The organism is Pseudomonas sp. MEJ108 (assembly GCF_030208985.1).
In the GTDB taxonomy this organism is placed as follows: domain Bacteria; phylum Pseudomonadota; class Gammaproteobacteria; order Pseudomonadales; family Pseudomonadaceae; genus Aquipseudomonas; species Aquipseudomonas fragariae.
The window spans coordinates 117,222-139,878 of record NZ_JARVSW010000006.1; the positions used below are offsets into that span (position 1 = coordinate 117,222).

Sequence of the window (22,657 nt, forward strand, 5' to 3'; positions counted from 1 at the left end):
TATAGCATTCAGTGGCGTTTTTGAATCATCTGTATGGAAAATATAAGAGGCTTTTGAATCTGTATTGGTTTTGCCGTTCGCTTCATCATGAACCCACAGCCACCCAGGATGAGGGAACAGGACATGAACGGGTTCAGCGATGTGCGCCTTGCGCTTCACAGCCAGGAACTGAATGAATATCGGCCAGCGACGGTCAGAACCGTTCGCTCGAACAAGGCCGATCTGTTGGCAGGCATGGGGCGCTGGGCACTGTATCGCCATCGCTGGGCGTCGCGCCGCAGCTTGCTGACACTGACCGACGACCAGTTGCGCGACATTGGCCTGGATTTCCGCCAGGCGCGGGTCGAGGCCATGAAGCCGTTCTGGAGGCCCTGAGCCTAGCGCAGCTCTTTGAGACGGTGCCAGAGCATGCCCAATGCCAGCAGAGGCGAGCGCAAGTGCTTGCCGCCGGGAAAGGTCATGTGCGGCACTTTGGCGAACAACTCGAAACCATCGCTGTGTTGCCCGGCGATGGCTTCGGCCAGCAGCCGGCCCGCGAGATGCGTGGCATTCAGACCGTGGCCCGAGTAGGCCTGCGCATAAAACACGTTGGGGTGCTGCTTGAGCCGGCCTATCTGCGGCAGGCGATTGGCGCCGATGCCGATCATCCCGCCCCACTGGTAATCGATCTTCACGGCGGCCAGTTGCGGGAACACATCGAGCATCTTCGGCCGCATGTACGCGGCGATGTCCTGAGGGTCACGCCCCGAGTAATGGCAGGCACCGCCGAACAGCAAGCGGCGGTCGGCAGACAGCCTGTAGTAATCCACCGTCACCCGCTGATCACACACCGCCATGTCCTGCGGCAACACTTCACGGGCCTGCGCTTCGCTCAACGGCTCGGTGGCGATGATGTAGCTGCCGGCAGGCAACACCTTGCCGCTGATTTCCGGATTCAAGTCATTGAGGTAGGCGTTGCAACCCAGCACCAGGGTCTGCGCCTGCACCGAACCGGCAGCCGTATGCACTCTGACCTGCGGGCCATAATCAATGTTCGTCACCGCTGAATGCTCGAACAACTGAACGCCGAGCGACTGCGCTACCGCCGCTTCGCCCAAGGCAAGGTTCAACGGATGCAAATGCCCCGAGCCCATGTCGATCAGGCCGCCGACATAGCGCGAGGAGCCCACCACGCTGTGCATCTCTTCCGGTTGCAGCAACTGCAGTGCATGGCGATAACCCAGGCTGCGCAACTCTTCTGCATCTTCAGCAAGGCTGTGCAGGTCGCGGGGCTTGTTGGCCAGATCGCAATAACCCCACTTCAGGTCGCAATCGATAGCGTACCGCTCGATGCGCTGACGCACGATCTCGACGGCCTCGATGCCCAGCAGTTTGAGCTGCCGCACGCCTTCGCTGCCGATGACATTGGCGAACTGTTCGACACCATGACCGACCCCGCGAATCAACTGGCCGCCATTGCGCCCGCTGGCCCCCCAACCGATCTTGCGCGCTTCGAGCAACGCAACGCTGAACCCGCGCTCGGCCAGTTCGATGGCGGTATTGAGGCCGGAGAATCCACCGCCGACCACGCACACATCGACCTTCACCTCACCTTGCAGCGCAGGATGATCCGCTTGTGCATGACTGCTGGCGGCGTAATAGGAGGCAACGTGCTGATCTTGACGGGGCGTGTTCTGAACGCGGGCGTTCATGAGCGTGTCCTGTTGGTGGCGGATGGCGTGTCGGGAGGATAAGCCGCTGTCATGAGCCTGCCAACTGAGGCAAACTCTCGGCCTTGTGCATGAGTGGTCGAGTCAATGAGCTGCAACCGTCAGAAAATAGCGGATCTGCGTCGCCAGATTCCTTCGTTCGAATGTGTGCCCGGCTGCCACGACTGCTGCGGGCCGGTGACCACCTCGCCCGAAGAAATGTCGCGTCTGCCGCGCAAGACGGCTGCCGAGCAGGAAGCTGCGCTGGATGAACTCAATTGCGTTCACCTTGGGCCGCAAGGCTGCACCGTGTATGACGAGCGCCCGCTGATCTGCCGCCTGTTCGGCACCACCGCAAGCCTGCCCTGCCCGAATGGCCGTCGCCCGGTCGAACTGATTCATCCACGGGTCGAAAAGCAGATACACGAATATATGGCCTCGACCCGTCAGGTACTCGTATAGCAGGCAATCAGTCGGGAATCGGCAGATTCAGGCTCTCTTTGACTTCCTCCATGACGATGTAGCTCTTGGACTCACGCACATGCGGCAGTTTGAGCAGGATATCGCCCAGCAGTTTGCGGTAGGAGGCCATTTCGGAAATCCGCGCCTTGACCAGGTAGTCGAAGTCGCCGGACACCAGATGGCACTCCAGCACATGGGGCAGCTTCAGCACGGCACGGCGGAATTCTTCGAAGGTGTCGCCAGACTTGTAGTCCAGGCTGATCTCGACGAATACCAGCAGGCTGGCCTTGAGGCTTTGCGGGTTCAGTCGGGCGGTGTAGCCCATGATGATCCCTTCGCGTTCCAGCCTGCGCACCCGTTCGGTACAGGGCGTGGTAGACAGGCCGACCCGCTCGCCAAGCTCGGTGAACGAGATGCGCCCGTCGGCCTGCAGGATGCGCAGAATGTTGCGATCTATCTTGTCCAGTTCACGATTTGACTGGTGTTGAGTGCGCACGGGTCATTTCCCCTCTAGCAAAGCGTTTATCGCCGCGAATAAACACTGAATATAAATCTTTATACAGTGAGAAGCACTGCTCATTGCTCAATATACTGCGCACATTCTTGCTTAAAACTTCGAATTGTCAGCGGATATCCGCGATGAGGTCATCGACATGCGCGTTCTGGTCCTGGGTAGTGGCGTCATCGGTACAACCAGTGCTTATTATCTGGCGCGTGCCGGTTTCCAGGTGACTGTCGTTGACCGTCAGCCTGCTGCTGCCATGGAAACCAGTTTTGCCAATGCCGGCCAGGTTTCTCCGGGCTATGCGTCGCCATGGGCTGCGCCGGGTGTTCCGCTCAAAGCCCTCAAATGGCTGCTGCAGCGTCATGCGCCATTGGCGATCAAGGCAACGGCAGATATCGATCAGTACCTGTGGATGGCGCAAATGCTGCGCAACTGCACGGCCAGCCGCTATGCCATCAATAAAGAGCGCATGGTACGCCTGTCCGAATACAGCCGCGATTGCCTGGATGAACTGCGCCTCGAGACCGGCATTGCCTACGAAGGACGCAGCCTGGGCACCACGCAGTTGTTCCGTACCCAGGCCCAGCTGGATAACGCTGCCAAGGACATCGCTGTGCTCGAGCAGTCCGGTGTGCCCTATGAACTGCTCGATCGCGACGGCATTGCCCGTGTCGAGCCCGCGCTGGCAGGCGTGACCGGCATCCTCAGCGGCGCCTTGCGCCTGCCCAACGACCAGACCGGTGACTGTCAGCTGTTCACCACGCGCCTGGCGGAAATGGCCGTCGCGCTGGGTGTCGAGTTCCGCTACGGGCAGAACATCGAACGCCTCGATCACGCTGGCGACCGCATCAATGGCGTGTGGATCGACGGCAAGCTGGAGACCGCCGATCGTTACGTACTGGCGCTGGGCAGTTACTCGCCGCAGTTGCTCAAGCCGCTGGGCATCAAGGCACCGGTCTATCCGCTGAAAGGCTATTCGCTGACCGTGCCGATCACCAACCCGGACATGGCACCGACTTCGACCATTCTCGATGAAACCTATAAAGTCGCGATCACCCGTTTCGACAATCGGATCCGCGTCGGCGGCATGGCGGAAATCGCCGGTTTTGACCTGTCGCTCAATCCGCGTCGACGCGAAACACTGGAGATGATCGTCGGTGACCTCTATCCTCAAGGCGGCGACCTGACCCAGGCCGATTTCTGGACCGGGTTGCGTCCGACCACGCCCGACGGTACACCGATTGTGGGTGCGACACCGTTCCGTAACCTGTTCCTCAATACCGGCCATGGCACCCTGGGCTGGACGATGGCGTGTGGTTCCGGTCGTTTGCTGGCAGACCTCATCGCCCGCAAGACACCTCGTATCAGTGCTGAAGGCCTTGATATCTCTCGTTACGGCAATACCCAGGAGAATGCACAGCATGTCCATCCAGCGGCAGCTCACCAATGAGCGCATGAGTCAGGTCGTTGTCCACAATGGCACCGTCTATCTGTCGGGCCAGGTCGGCAATGACATGACCGCCGGTGTCGAGCAGCAGACCCGAGAGGTTCTGAACAGCATCGAGCGCCTGCTCGACCTGGCCGGCACCGACAAGACGCGTATTCTGTCGGTCACCATTTACCTGAAAGACATCGACGCCGACTTCGCCAGCATGAACAGCGTCTGGGACAAATGGCTGCCCAAGGGTTTCGCGCCTGCACGCGCAACGGTAGAGGCCAAGCTGTGCGAGCCGGAAATCCTCGTTGAACTGTCGGTGGTTGCCGCGCTGCCCTGACTCCCTTTTGCCCGGCGCGTCCCTGCGTCGGGTTGATCTTCCCCTTCCATCCTTTCAGGCAAGTAAACGTCATCATGCGTCCAGCCCGCGCCTTTATCGATCTTCAGGCACTGCGTCACAACTACCAATTGGCCCGTGAAAGCAGCGGCGGCAAAGCGCTCGCCGTCGTCAAGGCCGATGCCTACGGTCACGGCGCGGTGCGCGTCGCGCAGGCACTGGAAGCGCAGGCCGACGGTTTTGCAGTGGCTTGCATCGAAGAGGCGCTAGAGCTGCGTGCGGCAGGTATCCGTGCGCCGGTCCTGCTGCTCGAAGGTTTTTTCGAGGCCGACGAGCTGGCGCTGATTGTCGAGCATGACCTGTGGACCGTTGTACACGCGACCTGGCAACTGGAAGCTATCGAGCAGGCGCGCCTGGGCAAGCCGATAACCGTCTGGCTCAAGCTCGACACCGGCATGCACCGGGTCGGCCTGCATCCTCACGAGTACCAGGCGGGTTATCAGCGTCTGCTGGCAACCGGCAAAGTGGCCAGGATCGTGCTGATGAGCCACTTCTCCCGCGCCGATGAGCTGAACAGCGGCTGCAGTGATGAGCAGCTCGCCGTATTCGAGACCTTTCGCAAGGGGCTGGCAGCAGAAACCAGTCTGAAAAACTCCCCGGCGGTGCTGGGCTGGCCACAGATTCCGAGTGACTGGTCGCGCCCGGGCATCATGCTCTACGGTGCTACGCCGTTTGATCAGGTGCACCCGCTGGCGGATCGCCTGCAACCGGTGATGACCCTGGAATCGAAGATCATCAGCGTGCGTGAACTGCCCGTTGGTGAGCCCGTGGGCTATGGCGCGACATTTGTCTGTGACCGGCCGTTGCGTATCGGTGTAGTGGCGATGGGGTACGCCGACGGCTATCCGCGTCACGCGCCGACCGGCACGCCCGTGCAGATCGATGGCCAGCCATCCAGGCTGCTCGGACGCGTGTCCATGGACATGCTCTGCGTGGACCTCACCGAGGTGCCGCAGGCCGGGCTCGGCAGCCGCGTCGAGCTGTGGGGCAAGCAGGTGCTCGCCAGTGAAGTGGCCCAGCGCGCAGAAACCATTCCCTACGAAATCTTCTGCAATCTGCGTCGCGTTCCGCGCATCTATTCCGAGGACTGATTCAGCCCTCTGTGCTCCAGGCCGCGGTGGGTCAGGTGTCTGTCGAAGTGTTGTAAATATCGAACGCTGTTGCCATGATGGCGTTCACATCGACTAGACCTGACAAAACCTGGGGGAATATCGCATTGGACGTGGGTGAACGACTGCAATCGATTCGCAAGCTCAAAGGCTTGTCCCAGCGTGAACTCGCCAAGCGCGCAGGTGTGACCAACAGCACCATCTCCATGATCGAAAAAAACAGCGTCAGCCCTTCGATCAGTTCGCTGCGCAAGGTGCTCGGCGGCATCCCCATGTCCATGGTCGAATTTTTCTCGGAAGAGTCCGTGCCCGAAAACGCGGCTCAAGTGGTCTACAAGGCCAGCGAGCTGATTGATATATCGGACGGTGCCGTGACCATGAAGCTGGTCGGCAAATCGCATCAGGGCCGTGCCATCGCCTTTCTCACCGAAACCTATCCACCGGGTGCCGATACCGGCGAAGAGATGCTCGTCCACGAAGGCGAAGAGACCGGCATCCTCGTCGAGGGGCGGCTGGAACTGGTGGTCGGGCTGGATACCTACGTGCTCGAAGCGGGTGACAGCTATTATTTCGAAAGCACCCGGCCGCATCGCTTTCGTAACCCGTTCGACGTCCCGGCACGATTGATCAGTGCGGCCACCCCGGCCAATTTCTGACCCGCCCCCTTGCGATGAGTGACGCGTGAAACTGACCTGGAAGATTCTGAGCAGCGCAGGCGTTCTGACGTTGTGGGCGCTCAATGCGCAAGCCGCCGATAGCGCCCGAGCGCCTGACGACATCATCGCGGCGCATTGTGTTGCCTGTCACAGCGTCGGTCTGCTCAACGCGCCGAAGATCGGTGACACGGCGGCCTGGGAACAGCGCGCCCAGCAAAAAGGCGGCCTCGATGGACTGCTGGCCAGCACCATCAAAGGCCTCGGCATCATGCCCCCGAAAGGCACCTGCGGCGATTGCACAAACGATGAACTGAAGAGCGCCATCCAGAGCATGTCCGGGCTGAAGTGAGGTGCACCCTCGTTCCCGTGCCTGAGCGCCCGGCGCTGTGCATACGTTTTGTGGGAGCGAGCCGGGCGACGCTTCGCTTGCTCGCGAAGATGATGTTTAGATCGATGCATTTTTGGCGATATTACACGCCCTTTTCGCGAACAAGTTCGCTCCTACGCCCTTTGGGCAGAAGCCTGGAAGCCTTTTGTTCCGGGCGTTCCAGGGATTGTGTATAACGATGATGCTCTGCGTGGCGAGCATGCAGCACTTTGACGTTGTCGCCTGTCCAACCTGCACCCAATAACAATTCAGGAGAGCTGGGATGCCGTATTCCTGTTCCATCGAGCATGCCGTCGATCACGTTCTGGCGCAGCTACCCGAGCATATCCACCTGGGGATGCCGCTGGGTCTGGGCAAGCCCAACCGGTTCGTCAACGCGTTGTACCAGCGCATCAGCGAGTTGCCCGAACGACGGCTGACGATCTACACCGCGCTGACACTCGGGCGGCCGACGCCGGGGGAGGGTTTGCAGGCGCGGTTTCTCGAACCGTTTCTGGAGCGCGTCTTCGCTGACTATCCGGAGCTCGATTTCCTCGCTGCACTGCGCCGCGACAAACTCCCTGCCAATATCCGTGTGCAGCAATTCTTCATGCAGCCGGGCAGTCTGCTCAACAGCCATTCAGCCCAGCAAGACTACGTCAGCAGCAATTACAGCCATGCCGCCCGCGACATCAATGCCAATGGCCTGAATCTGGTCGCGCAACTGGTGGCGCGTGACGAACAGCGCCCAGGCACGTTGAGCCTGAGCTGTAACCCGGACGTGACCCTCGACCTGTTGCCCATGATCGCCAAGCGCCGGGCCGCCGGGGAGACCATTCTGATGCTCGGCCAGGTGCACGCCGACCTGCCTTACATGCCGGGCGATTCGGAACTGGATGTCGACGCCTTCGATGTGCTGATTGACGAAGACGAGCGCAGTACGCTGTTTTCCACTCCCAATATGCCGGTGGGCTATCAGGACCACCTGATCGGCCTGCACGCCAGCACGCTGGTGCGTGACGGCGGCACGTTACAGATCGGCATCGGCTCGATGGGCGATGCACTGACTGGCGCGCTGCTGGCTCGCCAGGCCGATAACGAAACCTGGCGCGGCCTGCTGGCCGAGTTGAACATGAGTAACTGGCAGACCCTGATAGATCGGGAAGGTGGCGTTCAGCCGTTCGCCAGCGGCCTTTACGGTTGCAGCGAAATGTTCGTCAACGGCCTGCTGGTACTCGCCGACGCGGGCGTCGTGCGGCGCAAGGTGTATGCCGATGCAGAACTGCAACGGCTGGCCAACATGGGCACGCTGGATGAGGATGCCCATCCCGGTGGCGTTGTCGTGCATGGCGGCTTTTTCCTCGGCCCGCGCAGTTTTTACGCGCGGCTGCGCGAGCTGCCCGCCGAGCGGCTGGCACAGTTCAACATGACCGCCATCAGCTACATCAACGAGCTTTACGGCCAGGAAGAACTCAAGCGCCTGCAACGCCGCGATGCGCGCTTCATCAACAGCGCGTTTACCGTCACCCTGATGGGCGCGGCAGTGGCTGATCAGCTGGAAGACGGCCGGGTGCTCAGTGGCGTGGGCGGTCAGTACAACTTCGTGGCGCAGGCCCATGCACTGGAAGGCGCCCGCTCGATTCTGATGCTGCGCAGCTGGCGCGAGTCGGGCGGCGAGGTCAGCTCCAACATCGTCTGGCAGTACGGCCACACCACCATTCCCCGACACTTGCGCGACATTGTCGTGACCGAATACGGCATCGCCGATCTGCGTGGGCAGACCGATGCGACGGTGATCGAGCGGATTCTGAACATCACCGACTCGCGGTTTCAATCGGGCCTGATCGAGCAGGCGCAAAAGGCTGGCAAGCTACCCAAGGACTTCCGTCTCGATCCGCGCTTCACTGACAACACACCCGAGCGCCTCAAGGACACCGCATCACGCTACCCGTCACTGTTTACCGAATACCCGCTGGGTTGCGACTTTACCGCCGAGGAGCGCGACCTGCTGAGAGCCTTGAACTGGCTGAAGAGCAAGCTCAAGCTCACTGAAATCCTCGAGCTGGGCAAGGCGACCCTCGACGCTCCCGACCCCGAAGCCTTCCTCGCGCACTTGCAGCGCATGCAGCTCGACGCGCCGCAGGGCTTGCGCGAAGAGTTGTATCAGCGGCTGTTGCTGGCCGGGTTGCAGAACAGCACCGGGCTTGCCGGTTAAGACGCGGGCACTGATCGTTGCCGTTGGCGAGGATCGGTTTCCGGCGTCTAGGTCGTTGCCTTGCGGGTCGCACGCCCCACCGGGCCCGCGCGCTCTTCGATGGCGTGCTGCAGAGCTTTGCGCTGGCCCATCAGGAACGCCAGCTCCGCGACCACAAACAGCGGGCCGATGATCAGCCCGGTCAGGTCATCGATGAAGGCCGGTTTGCGCCCCTCGTAGTAATGGCCGACGAACTGGATGATCCAGCCAATCACAAACAGCCCGACGCCCGCACTCAGCCAGACCATGGTTGCCTGCTGCGCAAGGTTGGCCCCGGCCCAGATACACAGCGCCAGTAACACCGCCATGACCATGCCGAGGGCGCGATCGAGTCGCAGGTAAAACACCGTCGAGCCCAGCGCCAGCAGCGCCGCAGGTGAAAGCCACAGCCCGCTGACAGTCCAGCCCGGTCGCGAGAGAAGCACCGCCACGGCCAGCACGATCAGTGGAATACCCACGAAGTGCGTCACGATATTGCGTGAATCACGGTGATAAGCCGCGTATTGGCTGAGATGATCGACAAGGGTTTTCATTATTATTCCTGCCTGAGACGATGGCCGGCGTGAGCCTGATTTCTTGTACAACATGCATGGCTGAAAGAGAAGGGAGCAAAAATGACAAATGGAGTGTCGTGGCGGTCACGATTGCTATCCGATTACTGGTTTTCCCATCTGCCTGCCGATCTGCAGGATAGCCTGCTGGACGCTTCCCACCAGCGCCGCAAGACGCCCGGCAGGCGGCTGTTCGAGAAGGGCGATCTGCCCTGCGGTGTTTATGTGCTGCTGGAGGGCAGCGTGCGGATCGGCGCCGCCCACGAGCAGCGGCTGCTGACGAACGTGGAACCTGCAAGCGCGCCGTGCTGGTTTGGCGAAGTCTCGCTGTTTGACGGGCTGCCGCGCCGTTTCGAAGTCTGCTCGCTTGAGCAGAGCATCTTCCTGCACATCCCCCAGCCATTCCTGGCCCGGCTGCTCGACAGGCACCCCGAGTACTGGCGCTGGTTTGCCGCACTGCTCAGTCAGAAGGTCGGCTTGCCACTGCAGAGCCCCGAGAAAATGCGTCAGCTGCCGCCGCGGGCGCGGGTCGCCTGGCGGCTGTTGATGCTCAGCGAGGGGTATGGCCCGTTGAGCCACGCACGCCGCCTGATTGCGCTGGATGACATTCAGGCGGCGGAGCGTCTTGCGCTTGCCTCGCCGGCCTTGCTGGAGGTACTCCAGGACCTGCATGAGCGCAGGATCGTGCGCCTGGGAGAGGGACACCTGGAGGTGTTCGATGTGGACAGGCTGCGCAGGGTCGCGAACTTTTCCAGAGCCAGGGCTGTGTGCTGATCACCGGTCATGATCGGGCCTGGACACATCCGGTAACGGCTCCGCTGTCGCTTCGATTGAGATAGCAAATGGGATTCACTACCATTTCGCCTCCTTTGCGAACGCGAGATACCCCGATGCAGGCAAGCAAGCGTCTTCTGGCTGCTCTGACACTGACTTTACTGGGCAGCACCGCTCAGGCTGCCGATGAAGTGGTGGTGTATTCGTCCCGGATCGACGAACTGATCAAGCCGGTATTCGATGCGTACACGGCCAGTACCGGGGTGAAGATCAAATTCATCACCGACAAGGAAGCGTCGCTGATGCAGCGCATCAAGGCCGAGGGCGAGAATGCCACCGCCGACCTGTTGCTGACGGTCGACGCGGGCAACCTCTGGCAGGCCGAGCAGATGGGTATCCTGCAGCCGTTTACCTCCCCGGTGATCGAAGCCAACATTCCACCGCAGTATCGCTCGTCGAGCCACGGCTGGACCGGCCTGAGCCTTCGCGCGCGCACCATCGCCTATTCCACCGACCGGGTGAAGCCTGCCGAGCTGAGCACCTACGAGGCGCTGGCCGACAAGAACTGGGAAGGCCGTCTGTGCCTGCGTACCGCGAAGAAGGTCTACAACCAGTCGCTGACCGCTACGCTGATCGAAACCCACGGTGCCGAAGCGTCGGAGAAAATCCTCAAGGGCTGGGTCAACAACCTGTCCACCGACGTGTTCTCCGATGACATCGCGGTGCTTGAGGCGATCAATGCCGGGCAGTGCGACGTGGGTATCGTCAATTCCTATTACTACGGTCGCCTGCACAAGGAAAAACCGGACCTGGCGGTGAAGCTGTTCTGGCCGAACCAGGCTGATCGCGGTGTGCACGTCAACCTGTCGGGTATCGGTCTGACCAAGTACGCCCCGCATCCTGAAGCCGCCAAGGCGCTGGTCGAGTGGATGACCGGCCCCGAGGCGCAGAAGATTTTCTCCAGCGTCAATCAGGAGTTCCCGGCCAACCCGAACGTGGCGCCTTCAGAAGAAGTGGCCAGCTGGGGGCCGTTCAAGGCCGACACCCTCCCGGTCGAAGTGGCAGGCAAGCGTCAGGCAGAAGCGATACGCATGATGGATCGCGCGGGCTGGAATTGATTTAATACCCAGTGCCTGACTCTCGTTGATACGCTTCGCGCTCATTACACAAATCTTGAAATAGCCCGAAAAGCGTGGTTTTCAGGCTTCTGCCCGCAGGGCGTAGGAGCGGACTTGTCCGCGAAGCCGTCAGTTCAGATAGTGCATTTTCTGAGAATGTACCGGCCTTTTCGCGGACAAGTCCGCTCCTACGGCTTTCAGCCAGAATCAGAAGCAGACCTGTGCGCACGCTCTGCTTACCCTCTTGAACCCCCTCATGTCGAGAACCTCCGTGGCCCATCCTGTGCAACGCCGCTGGTACCCCCTGGTTTTCGCCATCGCTGCACTGGTCGTGCTGCCGCTGAGCGTTCTGCTGCTGTCGTGGGAGACGGTTGACCAGCAGATATGGTCGCACCTGCTCGAAACCCAGATGGCGCGTCTGCTGGGCAATACGCTGATCCTGGTGCTGGGTGTCGGCGTGGGCGTGACCCTGCTGGGGGTGAGCCTGGCGTGGCTGACCAGCCTGTGTGAATTCCCCGGCCGCCGCTGGCTGGACTGGGCGCTGATGCTGCCGTTCGCGATCCCCGCCTACGTGCTGGCGTTCGTGTTCGTCGGGCTGCTGGATTTTTCCGGCCCGGTGCAGACCCTGATGCGCGAATGGTTCGGCTCCGGTCTGCGCCTGCCTCGGGTGCGCTCCACTGGTGGGGTGATCATCGTCCTGGTGCTGGTTTTTTACCCCTACGTCTACCTGTTGGCGCGCACGGCGTTTCTGGCGCAGGGCAAGGGCCTGATGGAAGCGGCGCGAGTGCTGGGCAATACGCCCCTGCAGGCGTTCTGGCGTGTGGCGCTGCCAATGGCGCGTCCGGCCATCGGCGCGGGGGTGGCGCTGGCGCTGATGGAGACCCTGGCCGATTTTGGTGCCGTGTCGGTGTTCAACTTCGACACGTTCACCACTGCCATCTACAAGACCTGGTACGGCTTCTTCAGCCTGTCCAGCGCCGCGCAACTGGCCAGCCTGTTGCTGTTGGCCGTGTTGGTGCTGCTGTACGGTGAACGCCGCGCCCGGGGGGCAAGTCGACCGGCCAACGAGCGTCCGCGTGGCGCTGCGCTTTACCGGTTACGCGGCATCAAGGCATGGGCCGCGAGCTTCTGGTGTGGGCTGGTGTTTCTCTGTGCCTTCGTGGTGCCGATGCTGCAATTGATCGTCTGGGTCTGGCAGCGTGGTCGCTTCGATCTGGATGAGCGCTACACCGGTCTGATTCTGCACACACTCTATCTGGGTGGCATGGCGGCGTTGATCACTGTCAGCGTGGCGCTGATTCTGGCGTTTGCCCGACGTATGGCGCCCACGCCCGCGATCCGCTCCGGCGTCAGTCTCGCCAACCTCGGCTACGCATTGCCAGGCTCGGTACTGGCCGTTTCAATCATGCTGGCGTTCAGTTACCTGGACCGCGAACTGGTCATTCCACTGTCCGGCTGGCTGGGCGGCGCAGGCAAGCCTTTGCTGCTCGGCAGTCTCTCGGCCTTGCTACTGGCGTATCTGGTGCGCTTCATCGCCGTCGCCTTCGGTCCGCTGGAGCACAGCCTGTCGCGCATCCGCCCGTCATTGCCTGAAGCGGCGCGCAGTCTGGGGGTCAGCGGGCCAAAGTTGTTTCTCAACGTGTATCTGCCGTTGCTGGTGCCAGGGGCGCTGAGCGCGGCGCTGCTGGTGTTCGTCGATGTGCTCAAGGAAATGCCGGCAACCCTGCTGATGCGCCCGTTTGGCTGGGATACGCTGGCGGTTCGCATCTTCGAAATGACCAGCGAGGGCGAGTGGGCGCGGGCTGCGTTGCCAGCTTTGTCGCTGGTGCTTGTAGGATTATTACCCGTCATTGGGCTGATTCGTCGCTCTGCCCGTCAGATTGGCTAGGTGCGGGGGCCTCACCTTGCGGCTACAATGCGCCGCAATTGGTGCGGTCTGTCAGATAATTCGGTCAGCTGTTACGTGCTGCAAACTCCGGTTCATGGGGGGCTTGCCGATCTCGTCTGCCCGCACCTTCGCCACGCCCGGAAGGAGAAACCCATGGGACAGCGTACCCCCCTGTTCGACCTGCACCTCGCCCTTGGCGCGAAAATGGTCGATTTTGGTGGCTGGGACATGCCGTTGCATTACGGATCGCAGGTCGAGGAACACCATCAGGTGCGTCGCGACTGTGGGGTCTTCGATGTCTCTCACATGAACGTGATCGATGTGCTCGGCCCTCAGGCCCGAGTCTGGCTGCGTCGTCTGCTGGCCAATGATGTAGACAAGCTCAAAACCCCCGGTCGTGCCTTGTACAGCGCCATGCTGGACGAGAGCGGCGGGGTGATCGATGACATGATCGTCTACCTCACGCCTGAAGGTTATCGGCTGGTCGTCAACGCGGCGACCGGCGTCAAGGATCTTGCCTGGATGCAGGCGCAACTGGGTGACTTCGACGTGCAACTGGTCGAGCGCAGTGAAATGGCCATGCTCGCCATTCAAGGCCCCAAGGCCAGAGCCCGTATTGCCGAGCTGGTTTCAAGCGCACGCGCCGAACTGATTCACCAGCTCAAGCCGTTCGAAGGGCTCGATGATGGCGACTGGTTTATCGCGCGTACCGGCTACACCGGTGAGGACGGCCTGGAGATCATGCTGCCTGCCGAAGAGGCCCAAAGCTTTTTCAATGAATTGGTTGGCGCGGGTATTTCCCCGATCGGCCTTGGCGCTCGCGACACGCTGCGCCTTGAGGCCGGTATGAACCTGTATGGCCAGGACATCGGCGAGCATGTCTCGCCCTTGGCCTCGAATATGGCCTGGAGCATCGCCTGGGAGCCTGCCGACCGTGATTTTATCGGTCGCAAGGCGCTGGAGAGCGAACGGGCTGAAGGAACTGCCTTCAAGCTCGTCGGATTGGTGCTCGAAGAGCGCGGTGTCTTGCGAGCGCATCAGGTGGTACGTGTCGCAGAAATTGGCGAAGGAGAGATCACCAGTGGTAGTTTCTCTCCTACGTTGAGCAAATCCATTGCACTGGCTCGCGTTCCGATGGCGACCGCTGACCGGGCCGAGGTGGAAATCCGCGGCAAATGGTACCCGGTGCGGGTGGTGCAGCCTGCGTTCGTGCGCCATGGCAAAACCTTGATCTAACCTATGGCGGGTTTTCCGCTGACCCGATGTTGAGGATGACTAAATGAGCAATATTCCCGCCGAGCTGCGTTTCGCCGAAAGTCATGAATGGGCACGTCTGGAGTCAGACGGTACCGTGACCGTCGGCATCTCGGACCATGCACAGGAAGCACTGGGCGATGTGGTCTTCGTCGAACTGCCGGAAATCGGCACAGCGTTCGCTGCCGGTGACACCGCCGGTGTTGTCGAGTCGGTCAAGGCCGCTTCGGATATCTACTCGCCGGTTGCGGGCGAGGTGATCGAAGTCAACACAGCGTTGGGCGATGCCCCCGAGTCGCTCAACAGTGATCCGTACGGTGCCTGGATCTTCAAGCTCAAGCCAAGCGACGCCAGCGGTGATCTGGCCAAGCTGCTGGATGCCAATGGATACGAGGGCGTCATCGGCGAATAATCAATGCACGAGAGTGCTGTTGATGGGGGGTAAGGTGGTTCACTTAAGTAGAACCACCTCACGGCCTTCTGGGATGGATTAACAGAATGTTAAAGCCTGGGAAAGGTTTTCGAGAGCATTCGAAGGCGTCAAAGACTCGGCCATCAAAGTAGATTGATGGCCGAGCAGCTTAGGCTTTACCCACGCCCCAGACATCTGTTCGTGCGTAATCAACGCCCTTTTTAATGGCGTTTAATACAAACTTATCACTCTCGGAACCGGTGGTTATATAGGCCCACCATATTGACGGTTCGCCTGAAAAGGGGATGTTTTTCGAGTAAACGCCGATATTTGTTTGCGTATCAGCTTGTTGTATGCGAAAGGGTGTTGAGGGAGCATATTGGTCAATGGTTATGGTTCTCCAGGTGCCATTTTCGTCTGGTTGATATAACCAAAAAAGGTGGGGGCGATCATAGTTTCTACTGGCGTATATATAGCCATTATTTGAGTCGGCAAGAAGCCCTCCTTTACAATTGCCGTCTCTCACCCAGATTCGGTAGGCACCCCGACCGCTGTCATAGCGAAAATAAAGCTCAACCGAGGTGGCCGCTTTAGCGTTAGCGCACAAATACTCCCCAGGTACAATCTCAGAGCCAGTGGAGATCCTCTCATAATGAAGGGGGGATACGTTACCTGCCTTCTGTGTTGAAGCAAGAGAACAAAAATCAATATTTATTAAAATACTGCTTCCGTCGTTCTTCTTGTCGTTGTAGGCCAACTTCGCGGTGAAGGATTTTTCGACATCCGTATTCATGTAATTCTCCTTGAAATTATTTGTCAGTCTTTTTATTTTGTCAGGCGGATGAGAGGTTATCTACTGATAGTATTGACATTTTTTATATGGTTTTGGAGCTTTAAGAGTAGTGCGTTATGGCCGAATTCTGAGTTTTAAATACGCTTGAAAGTTTGTCGTTTTATATGAGTTTTGGGCGCGTTCTCAATGAGATTTCAGTCGCCAAGGCCTGAGCACCTTTATTAATAACAGTCTTGTAGAGGATGTCGCTCGTGCGGTGTGTGTCTCCAGTCGGGCAACCGTTGGCCGACCTCGTATACCGCTGACGAGCTACATTGATTCCTGTGCTGCATGGCCTTGTTTAGTAATGATTTGCAAGGCACCCACACGGCTGAACATCTCTGATGAAGGTTTGGCATGTCGCCACTTTTAGACACGGACCGAACAGCCGATGTCGTCGACAGGACGATATTTTGCTCAATGCAGAGACGGGAGGGGTGTTAATGAATCACCGTCCAGGCCTTAAAGGCCAAGGACGGTGAATATTTCTATAATAAGCCGCGATGCTGCTTCGCTTGAGCGAGCGGTATCAGGCTCATCAAGCAGCATTTTTTATTTATGACGCTTACTGGTTTTCAGCGACCAGATTCTTATCCAGGATCGCGTTGGCCAGTTCCATGTCGGTGGCTTTCAGGCCTGGATTGTCTTTGCGCACCTGCTCGATGGCTGCTTCCAGGAATGGACCGCGGATGCCACCGTCGCTGGCGACGAAGCTGCCTGCGTCGTCCTGGGCGGCGACGATCAGTTTGTGATCCTTGAAGGTCAGGTAAGTCGAGCCGGTGGTTGCACCGGAAGACAGCACATTACGCCAGAAGGTGTCAGCCATCGCTGAACCCATTGGGATGGAAAGCAAGGCTACGGTGGCGACAGCGAACTTGAGACGCATGATGAATTACTCCAGCTGTGGTTGTTCTGAGGGGTTGGATAGCTAAAGGCATGAACTAGTTCAATCAAGGTGTACCGCGCAGTTCACTTTAGCTGGCTCGGCATGCCGCCAGGCCTTCTGGAACGACGCTCTCAACCCTGATCAGCGTTGTTCGCTCTGCGGTGTCACTCGCAGCACTTCCTCGAGTGTAGTCAGGCCTGCCGAGACTTTCTGCGCGCCGGACAGACGCAGGCTGCGCGTTCCTTCCTTGAATGCCTGACGACGCATGGCAGTCAGGTCCAGGTCCGCCGAGATCAATGCCTTGATGTTGTCGGACATGACCATGATCTCGTAAACACCCGCCCGGCCCCGGTAGCCGGTATCGCGACACTCCACGCAGCCGACCGCCTGATGCGCGCCAGGCGGCACCGGTGCCTGCCAGGGGCGGGTCAGGGTTTGCCAGTCGGTCTCGTTGAGGTTGATGGGCGCCTTGCAGTGTGGGCACAGGGTGCGCACCAGACGCTGTGCCATGACGCCGAGGATGGTCGCCTTGAGCAGGTAATGCGGTACACCCAGTTCGAGCATCCGGCTGATTGCGCTGGGCGCATCGTTGGTGTGTAGCGTCGACAGCACCAGGTGGCCGGTGAGTGCCGCCTGAATCGCCATTTCGGCGGTCTCCAGGTCACGAATCTCGCCGATCATGATGATATCCGGGTCCTGGCGCATCAGCGCGCGCACGCCGGCGGCAAAGCTCAGGTCGATGTTGTGTTGAACCTGCATCTGGTTGAAGGCCGGTTCGACCATCTCGATGGGATCTTCGATGGTGCACAGGTTGACCTCGGAGGTCGCCAGCTTCTTGAGGGTGGTGTACAGCGTGGTGGTCTTGCCTGAACCGGTCGGACCGGTAACCAGAATAATGCCGTTGGGCTGGCGGGTCATTTCCTGCCAGCGCCGCAGGTCGTCACTGGAAAAGCCCAGTTGGTCGAAGTCCTTGAGCAATACCTCGGGGTCGAAGATCCGCATGACCATTTTTTCGCCGAACGCGGTCGGCAGGGTCGACAGGCGCAACTCCACTTCGCGATTCTCAGGCGTGGTGGTCTTGACCCGCCCGTCCTGTGGTTTGCGTTTTTCGGCGACGTTCATCCGGCCCAGGCTTTTCAGTCGGCTGACAATCGCCATGATCACCTGCGCCGGAAACTGGTAAACGTTGTGCAGCACCCCGTCGATGCGAAAGCGCACGGTGCCCTGTTCGCGGCGCGGCTCGATGTGAATATCACTGGCGCGTTGCTGGAAGGCGTACTGGAACAGCCAGTCGACGATATTGACGATGTGCGCGTCGTTGGCGTCAGGCTCCTGATCGCTGGCACCGAGCTTGAGCAACTGTTCGAAGTTGCCCATGTTGCTCATTTTTTGCTCGGAGGCGCTGGCGCCGCTGACCGACTTGGCCAGCCTGAAAAACTCCATCGCCATGCGCTGGATGTCTGCCGGGTTGGCGACCACACGTTTGATCTGCAGTTTGAGCACATGCGCCAGGTCGGCTTCCCATGAGCGCACATACGGCTGCGCGCTGGCGATGGTCACCGATTCGCGATCGACCGCCACGGCGAGAATCTTGTGGCGCTGGGCAAAGGCGTAGGACATCAGTGGCGTGACCGCCGCGACGTTGATCTTCAGCGGGTCGATACGCATGTAAGGCTGGCCACAGGCTTTGGCCAGCCAGGCGGTCAGGGTTTCCACGTCCAGCTTCTTGCCCGGCCGCTTGAGATCGTCAAACTGCAGCGAAGCGAGAAACTCGAGGGGGTGCAGCTGAATGTTCACCGCACTGCGACGTTGGGTGAGTGCCGTTTCCGCGTCGTCCTGGCCGAGATAGCCTTCGGCAACCAGATCACGCAACACATCATTCAGATCGAGCCAGCGATCCTGTGAAGAGGGGGCCAGGGCTGCCATGTGCGCTCCTTGAGGCAATTCGTCATTGGACGATGAACAAGAGTAGACGCCAAGCGTGACAGCGTTATGGGTTCTATGCGACCGGGAATTGCCGGAGCAGGCGAATTGATTCAGCCCGTCGCCAGGGCGGCACGGGATTGCGCGGTGTTCCGGGCGTCGACCTGCTCGACTTCCACTGAGCAGACGTCGATCAGGTTGCGCATTTTTTCGCCAATCACCTGTGCTCGATGCCAGCTCAATCTGGAAACCTGAAGGTCGATGAGCAGCAGGCTCTCTTGTTGCACAGCACTCAATTGGTCGGGAATCAGGTACTGCATGGCAAACAGGTTCAACACCTGACAGAGCAAGGCAGGCTCGGCTTCGGCGCAGACACGGTAGCGTGCGCAGCACTGCGCATTGCTGGACGACCAGCTATCTGGACGCTGCGAAGGGAGGGTGACGGCTTCGAGATTGGGCATGCTGATACTCCACAAGGATGCTGGAAATCTTTGCATGCGTGAAAAGAAATTTCTGGTCCATCATTGGGTGGATTAGTCTTTATAAGACTTGTTAATGCGCTGCAGGCTATTTCGGAAAATTAATTATGCAAATCGAGCTGGACAGTTACGATCGCAGGATTCTGGCGCTGCTGCAGGAAGATGCTTCGCTTTCCAGTGCGCAGATTGCCGAGCAGGTCGGTCTGTCGCAATCACCCTGCTGGCGCCGCATACAGCGGCTCAAGGATGAAGGGGTGATTCGCCGTCAGGTGGCGTTGCTGGACCGCAAGAAAATCGGTCTGAACACGCAGATATTCGCCGAGGTGAAACTCAACGCCCACGGGCGCTCCAACTTCACCGAGTTCACCGACGCGATTCGTGGCTTCCCGGAGGTGCTGGAGTGCTATGTGCTGATGGGATCGGTGGATTTTCTGCTGCGCATCGTGACCCCGGATATCGAGGCGTACGAGCGGTTCTTTTTCGAAAAACTGTCGCTGGTACCCGGTATTCAGGAAGTGAACTCGACAGTGGCCCTCTCCGAGATCAAATCCACGACCAGCCTGCCGCTGTTGCGCTGACGGGGCTGGTGCCCGGAGTTGCGCCCGCCTCGGTTGTGCCTCGTGCACCGAGGTGGCTGGTTTTGCTGCCGGTTTCCGGCAGTTCGCGGACAAGTCCGCTCCTACAAAAAACGGGAGATCATGTACAAGCGCAGCGTCGCCCGGTCTGCTCCCACGCCCTTCGGGCAGAATCAAAAGCGGACTTGCGTATGACGCTGAATGATCTGGCCTGCAGCAGTGCTTCTGCCCGGAGGGCGTAGGAGCGGACTTGTCCGCGATGGGCTGCGAAGCGGCCCTAAAACGTTTCAGGCTTCTACGGCCTTCTGATCCAGCCTTACAAGCGCAGCAGGGTTTTCCAGGCACGGCTCTGGAAGACGGTGATTGCCTGTTGCACGCGGGCATCGAGGACTTCGTCGCTGATGTCCAGGTGCGCCAGTTCTTCCAGCTTGCGCAGTTCGCCGTACAGACGGTCCAGCTCCGGCAGGTCCAGCGCGCCGCGTGCCCGGTGCAGCCAGGACTGGATGCGCTCGATGCGCGGCAGTTGCTCGGCCAGGTCTTCCGGCTGCTGCTGATAACGGCTCAGTTGCAGGGACGTGGCTTCTTCGCCCAGCAGGCGTGGCAGCCAGCTGCTCAACAGCGCGGCGCCCTGACGATTGCCGCGGGTGTTGCGTTCGGTGGTCCAGTTGCGGGCCAGCAACCAGCGTGAGGTATTCAGCGAGAACTCGCCCCAGCGCGTGTCCTGCAATTCTTCGAGGAATTGCTCGTGGGCGGCACCGCGTACATCGGCATCGTCCTGCCCGGCCTGAACCAGCGGTCGCCAGTCTTCCAGCAAGGCGTCGAGCGCAGTACGCAGTTGTGCGGTCGAAGTGCGTGGCGCGGCCTGACCGAGGCTGCTGGTCAGAGCACGCAGTTCGGCGAGCATCTCGACCCAGTCCTGCAGCAGGCGCCAGTGGCCGTTGAAACGGTATTGCTCGGCCAGACGCTGGCTGCTGCCCAACAGATGCCAGGCCAGCGCGGAATAAGCGTCGTCCAGCGGCGTTTCAGCATTCAGGGCGGGCGCGTGCAGGCTCAGCGAGTAGCTGCTGGCATCGAGCAGACGGTAGCCGCGCTCGGCCTTGCTGATATCGCACGGCATCAGCGGCAGCGTTGCAGCCAGCTCGGCGGCGAGTTCCAGCAGCGCGGCAGGCTCGCCTTCACGCAGCTCGAGTTCCAGCTCGCAGATTTCTTCCTTCTGCTTGCCCGCAACCACCTGGCCCAGGTCCAGTGCGGCTTCGATCACCACTTTGGCCTTGCCACGGCCCCAGGCAATCTCGGCTTTCTCACGCACGAAATCGGTGGTGAACAGCGGTTTGATGGTTTTCTTGTCCAGATCGGCCAGTTGCTCAGGCCAGCAATCGCCTTCGAGCTTCTTCAGGTCCAGCTTGGCCTTGCTCAGGTCCCAGTTGTACTCATTGCGCTCGGACAGGCCGGCCACGCTTTGCCCGCGAGTTTTCATGGTCTGGATGATCTGATCGCCGTCGCGGCGGATGCGCAGGGCGACTTTGGCCTGCGCCAGCTCACCTTCGGGGGTATCGAAATACTGGTTCGACAGTTCCAGGCGCTCCCAGCCACTCTTGTTGCGCTTCTTGAGCAACGGGTGTTCACGCAGTGCAGCGAGGGTCTCGCGGCTGACGCGGAGTTTGATTTCTGTTTCTTTTTGCATGGCCGGGGGAATCCAAACGCTGATACGGATAAACGGGAGCGCAGCCCATGATTGAACGGCTGCCGAGGCCGTCAGTGTACAGGACATGGCCCGAAACGGTTTATTCCTGGGTTGTTATGGCCCTATGATGGGCCGTGTTCCGTCTCGATTACAGGAAGCGTCCATGCCGTTGCCGTCCATGAAAGACCAGTTCGCCGCGCTGATCGCCGTACCCTCGGTGAGCTGCACTCAGCCTTCCCTGGACCAGAGCAACCGCCCCGTCATCGATCTGCTGGCCGGATGGCTCGGCGATCTGGGGTTTGCCTGCGACATCCAGCAAGTTTCCCCCGGCAAGTTCAATCTGCTGGCGACCTACGGTACAGGCCCGGGCGGCCTGGTACTGGCGGGGCACAGCGATACCGTGCCGTTCGACGAGGCACTGTGGAAAACCGACCCCTTGAAGCTGACCGAGGTGGATGGCCGCTGGGTCGGGCTGGGCAGTTGTGACATGAAGGGCTTCTTTGCGCTGGTCATCGAAGCGGTGCGTGGCCTTCTTGACCAGCCGTTCAAGCAGCCGCTGCTGATCCTCGCCACCTGCGACGAGGAAAGCTCGATGGCCGGTGCCCGCGCGCTGGCCGACGCCGGACGCCCGCTGGGTCGTGCGGCAGTGATTGGCGAGCCGACCGGGCTCAAGCCGATCCGCCTGCATAAGGGCGTGATGATGGAGCGCATCGATATTCTCGGGCGCAGCGGTCATTCCTCCGACCCGAGCCTCGGGCACAGCGCACTCGAAGCCATGCACGACGCCATCAGCGAACTCAAGGGCCTGCGCACGCAGTGGCAGGCGAAGTACCGCAACCCGCAATTCACTGTGCCGCAGCCGACGCTGAACCTGGGCTGTATTCATGGCGGCGACAACCCGAACCGGATTTGTGGCCAGTGCTCGCTGGAGTTCGACCTGCGTCCGCTGCCGGGCATGGACCCGGAGATGCTGCGCTCGGCGATTCGGCAGAAGCTGCAGCCGCTGGCCGAGCTGCACCAGGTACAGATCGACTACGCACCGCTGTTCCCCGAATGTGCGCCGTTCGAGCAGATCGCTGACGCTGAACTTGTGCGTGTCGCTGAACGTCTGACCGGTCATACCGCTGCCGCAGTAGCATTCGGCACCGAAGCGCCTTATCTTCAGCGCCTCGGCTGCGAGACACTGGTGCTCGGCCCGGGCGACATCGCCTGTGCGCATCAGCCGGGGGAATACCTCGAAATGTCACGTCTTGACCCTACAGTGCGTCTGTTACGTCAACTGATCGAACATTACTGCCTGACGCCCCAGTGAGTCAGGCATACCCCGTGTTTGTTAATCAAAGCATCTTGAGTAAAAGGAGACTGCGCGTGCTGCCAAGCCTGTTCCGACGATAACCACCACACCGTT

At 60.1% G+C, this 22,657-nt stretch carries 23 protein-coding genes; 15 read left to right on the forward strand and 8 right to left on the reverse strand.

What is annotated here, in order from left to right:
* The first annotated feature begins 123 nt into the window (after positions 1 to 123).
* On the forward strand, positions 124 to 375 hold the full coding sequence (locus tag QRN50_RS03860; protein WP_003403956.1) for a DUF1127 domain-containing protein: 252 nt from the start codon (positions 124 to 126) through the stop codon (positions 373 to 375).
* A 2-nt stretch (positions 376 to 377) separates the two neighbouring features.
* Here QRN50_RS03860 and QRN50_RS03865 read toward each other — a convergent pair whose 3' ends face one another.
* Complete coding sequence (locus QRN50_RS03865) at positions 378 to 1,691, reverse strand: NAD(P)/FAD-dependent oxidoreductase (protein WP_003403953.1); 1,314 nt, start codon at positions 1,689 to 1,691, stop codon at positions 378 to 380.
* Between the two features lie 105 nt (positions 1,692 to 1,796).
* Here QRN50_RS03865 and QRN50_RS03870 point away from each other — a divergent pair, with 105 nt between their 5' ends.
* Positions 1,797 to 2,150: a YkgJ family cysteine cluster protein gene (locus QRN50_RS03870; protein WP_003403950.1), complete on the forward strand. Its 354-nt coding sequence runs from the start codon at positions 1,797 to 1,799 to the stop codon at positions 2,148 to 2,150.
* 7 nt (positions 2,151 to 2,157) lie between these two features.
* Here QRN50_RS03870 and dadR read toward each other — a convergent pair whose 3' ends face one another.
* The gene (gene dadR, locus QRN50_RS03875) at positions 2,158 to 2,646 is read right to left on the reverse strand and encodes a transcriptional regulator DadR (RefSeq protein WP_003314011.1); all 489 of its coding nucleotides are present in this window, start codon (positions 2,644 to 2,646) and stop codon (positions 2,158 to 2,160) included.
* Positions 2,647 to 2,803: 157 nt separating this feature from the next.
* Here dadR and dadA point away from each other — a divergent pair, with 157 nt between their 5' ends.
* From dadA to QRN50_RS03905, 6 genes are all read left to right on the forward strand, one after another.
* Positions 2,804 to 4,105, forward strand: coding sequence for a D-amino acid dehydrogenase (dadA, locus tag QRN50_RS03880; RefSeq protein ID WP_096127219.1), 1,302 nt, complete (start codon positions 2,804 to 2,806; stop codon positions 4,103 to 4,105).
* Positions 4,077 to 4,430 (forward strand): RidA family protein, encoded by a 354-nt coding sequence (locus QRN50_RS03885; RefSeq protein ID WP_058822805.1) that lies wholly within the window; start codon positions 4,077 to 4,079, stop codon positions 4,428 to 4,430. Before dadA ends, QRN50_RS03885 begins: the two co-directional genes overlap by 29 nt.
* Positions 4,431 to 4,504: 74 nt before the next feature.
* Positions 4,505 to 5,578: an alanine racemase gene (gene alr / locus QRN50_RS03890; protein ID WP_003403944.1), complete on the forward strand. Its 1,074-nt coding sequence runs from the start codon at positions 4,505 to 4,507 to the stop codon at positions 5,576 to 5,578.
* 125 nt (positions 5,579 to 5,703) lie between these two features.
* Positions 5,704 to 6,252, forward strand: coding sequence for a cupin domain-containing protein (locus tag QRN50_RS03895; RefSeq protein WP_003314015.1), 549 nt, complete (start codon positions 5,704 to 5,706; stop codon positions 6,250 to 6,252).
* A 25-nt stretch (positions 6,253 to 6,277) separates the two neighbouring features.
* The gene (locus QRN50_RS03900) at positions 6,278 to 6,601 is read left to right on the forward strand and encodes a c-type cytochrome (protein WP_011266266.1); all 324 of its coding nucleotides are present in this window, start codon (positions 6,278 to 6,280) and stop codon (positions 6,599 to 6,601) included.
* Positions 6,602 to 6,902: 301 nt separating this feature from the next.
* On the forward strand, positions 6,903 to 8,834 hold the full coding sequence (locus QRN50_RS03905) for an acetyl-CoA hydrolase/transferase C-terminal domain-containing protein (RefSeq protein ID WP_003403940.1): 1,932 nt from the start codon (positions 6,903 to 6,905) through the stop codon (positions 8,832 to 8,834).
* Positions 8,835 to 8,881: 47 nt separating this feature from the next.
* On the opposite strand, the gene QRN50_RS03910 is transcribed toward QRN50_RS03905, so the two are convergent.
* A complete protein-coding gene (locus tag QRN50_RS03910; RefSeq protein ID WP_003403937.1) occupies positions 8,882 to 9,406 on the reverse strand; it encodes an Mpo1 family 2-hydroxy fatty acid dioxygenase in 525 nt (174 codons plus the stop codon).
* Positions 9,407 to 9,487: 81 nt separating this feature from the next.
* Between QRN50_RS03910 and QRN50_RS03915 the strand changes: the two genes are divergently transcribed.
* The 5 genes from QRN50_RS03915 (at position 9,488) to gcvH (ending at position 14,870) form a co-directional block, all read left to right on the forward strand.
* Positions 9,488 to 10,198: a Crp/Fnr family transcriptional regulator gene (locus tag QRN50_RS03915; protein ID WP_024660280.1), complete on the forward strand. Its 711-nt coding sequence runs from the start codon at positions 9,488 to 9,490 to the stop codon at positions 10,196 to 10,198.
* Between the two features lie 116 nt (positions 10,199 to 10,314).
* Positions 10,315 to 11,316 (forward strand): extracellular solute-binding protein, encoded by a 1,002-nt coding sequence (locus QRN50_RS03920; RefSeq protein WP_096103959.1) that lies wholly within the window; start codon positions 10,315 to 10,317, stop codon positions 11,314 to 11,316.
* 271 nt (positions 11,317 to 11,587) lie between these two features.
* Positions 11,588 to 13,204, forward strand: a complete 1,617-nt coding sequence (locus QRN50_RS03925; protein ID WP_024652141.1) for an ABC transporter permease — start codon at positions 11,588 to 11,590, stop codon at positions 13,202 to 13,204.
* Positions 13,205 to 13,357: 153 nt separating this feature from the next.
* Positions 13,358 to 14,440: a glycine cleavage system aminomethyltransferase GcvT gene (gene gcvT / locus QRN50_RS03930; RefSeq protein ID WP_003403927.1), complete on the forward strand. Its 1,083-nt coding sequence runs from the start codon at positions 13,358 to 13,360 to the stop codon at positions 14,438 to 14,440.
* Between the two features lie 43 nt (positions 14,441 to 14,483).
* Positions 14,484 to 14,870, forward strand: coding sequence for a glycine cleavage system protein GcvH (gene gcvH, locus QRN50_RS03935; RefSeq protein ID WP_060409709.1), 387 nt, complete (start codon positions 14,484 to 14,486; stop codon positions 14,868 to 14,870).
* A gap of 169 nt (positions 14,871 to 15,039) precedes the next feature.
* On the opposite strand, the gene QRN50_RS03940 is transcribed toward gcvH, so the two are convergent.
* The 4 genes from QRN50_RS03940 to QRN50_RS03955 form a co-directional block, all read right to left on the reverse strand.
* Positions 15,040 to 15,663: a hypothetical protein gene (locus tag QRN50_RS03940; protein ID WP_024641190.1), complete on the reverse strand. Its 624-nt coding sequence runs from the start codon at positions 15,661 to 15,663 to the stop codon at positions 15,040 to 15,042.
* 604 nt (positions 15,664 to 16,267) lie between these two features.
* The gene (locus QRN50_RS03945) at positions 16,268 to 16,588 is read right to left on the reverse strand and encodes a DUF2388 domain-containing protein (RefSeq protein WP_002551535.1); all 321 of its coding nucleotides are present in this window, start codon (positions 16,586 to 16,588) and stop codon (positions 16,268 to 16,270) included.
* Positions 16,589 to 16,729: 141 nt separating this feature from the next.
* A complete protein-coding gene (gene tfpB, locus QRN50_RS03950) occupies positions 16,730 to 18,514 on the reverse strand; it encodes a type IV pilus assembly ATPase TfpB (RefSeq protein WP_004408973.1) in 1,785 nt (594 codons plus the stop codon).
* A 110-nt stretch (positions 18,515 to 18,624) separates the two neighbouring features.
* Positions 18,625 to 18,972, reverse strand: a complete 348-nt coding sequence (locus tag QRN50_RS03955) for an ACT-like domain-containing protein (protein WP_003403920.1) — start codon at positions 18,970 to 18,972, stop codon at positions 18,625 to 18,627.
* Between the two features lie 125 nt (positions 18,973 to 19,097).
* Here QRN50_RS03955 and QRN50_RS03960 point away from each other — a divergent pair, with 125 nt between their 5' ends.
* The gene (locus QRN50_RS03960; RefSeq protein WP_003305413.1) at positions 19,098 to 19,568 is read left to right on the forward strand and encodes an Lrp/AsnC family transcriptional regulator; all 471 of its coding nucleotides are present in this window, start codon (positions 19,098 to 19,100) and stop codon (positions 19,566 to 19,568) included.
* A 313-nt stretch (positions 19,569 to 19,881) separates the two neighbouring features.
* On the opposite strand, the gene QRN50_RS03965 is transcribed toward QRN50_RS03960, so the two are convergent.
* Complete coding sequence (locus QRN50_RS03965; protein ID WP_162885268.1) at positions 19,882 to 21,249, reverse strand: CYTH domain-containing protein; 1,368 nt, start codon at positions 21,247 to 21,249, stop codon at positions 19,882 to 19,884.
* A gap of 163 nt (positions 21,250 to 21,412) precedes the next feature.
* On the opposite strand from QRN50_RS03965, the gene argE reads away from it, so the two are divergent.
* On the forward strand, positions 21,413 to 22,561 hold the full coding sequence (gene argE, locus QRN50_RS03970) for an acetylornithine deacetylase (RefSeq protein WP_003403914.1): 1,149 nt from the start codon (positions 21,413 to 21,415) through the stop codon (positions 22,559 to 22,561).
* The last annotated feature ends 96 nt before the right edge of the window (positions 22,562 to 22,657 follow it).

Bases quoted from the DNA above. Each gene is read 5' to 3' on its own strand.
- QRN50_RS03860 (WP_003403956.1), top strand. From the start codon at position 124: ATGAACGGGTTCAGCGATGTGCGCCTTGCGCTTCACAGCCAGGAACTG.
- QRN50_RS03865 (WP_003403953.1), bottom strand. From the start codon at position 1,691: ATGAACGCCCGCGTTCAGAACACGCCCCGTCAAGATCAGCACGTTGCC.
- QRN50_RS03870 (WP_003403950.1), top strand. From the start codon at position 1,797: ATGAGCTGCAACCGTCAGAAAATAGCGGATCTGCGTCGCCAGATTCCT.
- dadA (WP_096127219.1), top strand. From the start codon at position 2,804: ATGCGCGTTCTGGTCCTGGGTAGTGGCGTCATCGGTACAACCAGTGCT.
- QRN50_RS03885 (WP_058822805.1), top strand. From the start codon at position 4,077: ATGTCCATCCAGCGGCAGCTCACCAATGAGCGCATGAGTCAGGTCGTT.
- alr (WP_003403944.1), top strand. From the start codon at position 4,505: ATGCGTCCAGCCCGCGCCTTTATCGATCTTCAGGCACTGCGTCACAAC.
- QRN50_RS03905 (WP_003403940.1), top strand. From the start codon at position 6,903: ATGCCGTATTCCTGTTCCATCGAGCATGCCGTCGATCACGTTCTGGCG.
- QRN50_RS03910 (WP_003403937.1), bottom strand. From the start codon at position 9,406: ATGAAAACCCTTGTCGATCATCTCAGCCAATACGCGGCTTATCACCGT.
- QRN50_RS03915 (WP_024660280.1), top strand. From the start codon at position 9,488: ATGACAAATGGAGTGTCGTGGCGGTCACGATTGCTATCCGATTACTGG.
- QRN50_RS03920 (WP_096103959.1), top strand. From the start codon at position 10,315: ATGCAGGCAAGCAAGCGTCTTCTGGCTGCTCTGACACTGACTTTACTG.
- gcvT (WP_003403927.1), top strand. From the start codon at position 13,358: ATGGGACAGCGTACCCCCCTGTTCGACCTGCACCTCGCCCTTGGCGCG.
- gcvH (WP_060409709.1), top strand. From the start codon at position 14,484: ATGAGCAATATTCCCGCCGAGCTGCGTTTCGCCGAAAGTCATGAATGG.
- QRN50_RS03940 (WP_024641190.1), bottom strand. From the start codon at position 15,663: ATGAATACGGATGTCGAAAAATCCTTCACCGCGAAGTTGGCCTACAAC.
- QRN50_RS03945 (WP_002551535.1), bottom strand. From the start codon at position 16,588: ATGCGTCTCAAGTTCGCTGTCGCCACCGTAGCCTTGCTTTCCATCCCA.
- tfpB (WP_004408973.1), bottom strand. From the start codon at position 18,514: ATGGCAGCCCTGGCCCCCTCTTCACAGGATCGCTGGCTCGATCTGAAT.
- QRN50_RS03955 (WP_003403920.1), bottom strand. From the start codon at position 18,972: ATGCCCAATCTCGAAGCCGTCACCCTCCCTTCGCAGCGTCCAGATAGC.
- QRN50_RS03960 (WP_003305413.1), top strand. From the start codon at position 19,098: ATGCAAATCGAGCTGGACAGTTACGATCGCAGGATTCTGGCGCTGCTG.
- QRN50_RS03965 (WP_162885268.1), bottom strand. From the start codon at position 21,249: ATGCAAAAAGAAACAGAAATCAAACTCCGCGTCAGCCGCGAGACCCTC.
- argE (WP_003403914.1), top strand. From the start codon at position 21,413: ATGCCGTTGCCGTCCATGAAAGACCAGTTCGCCGCGCTGATCGCCGTA.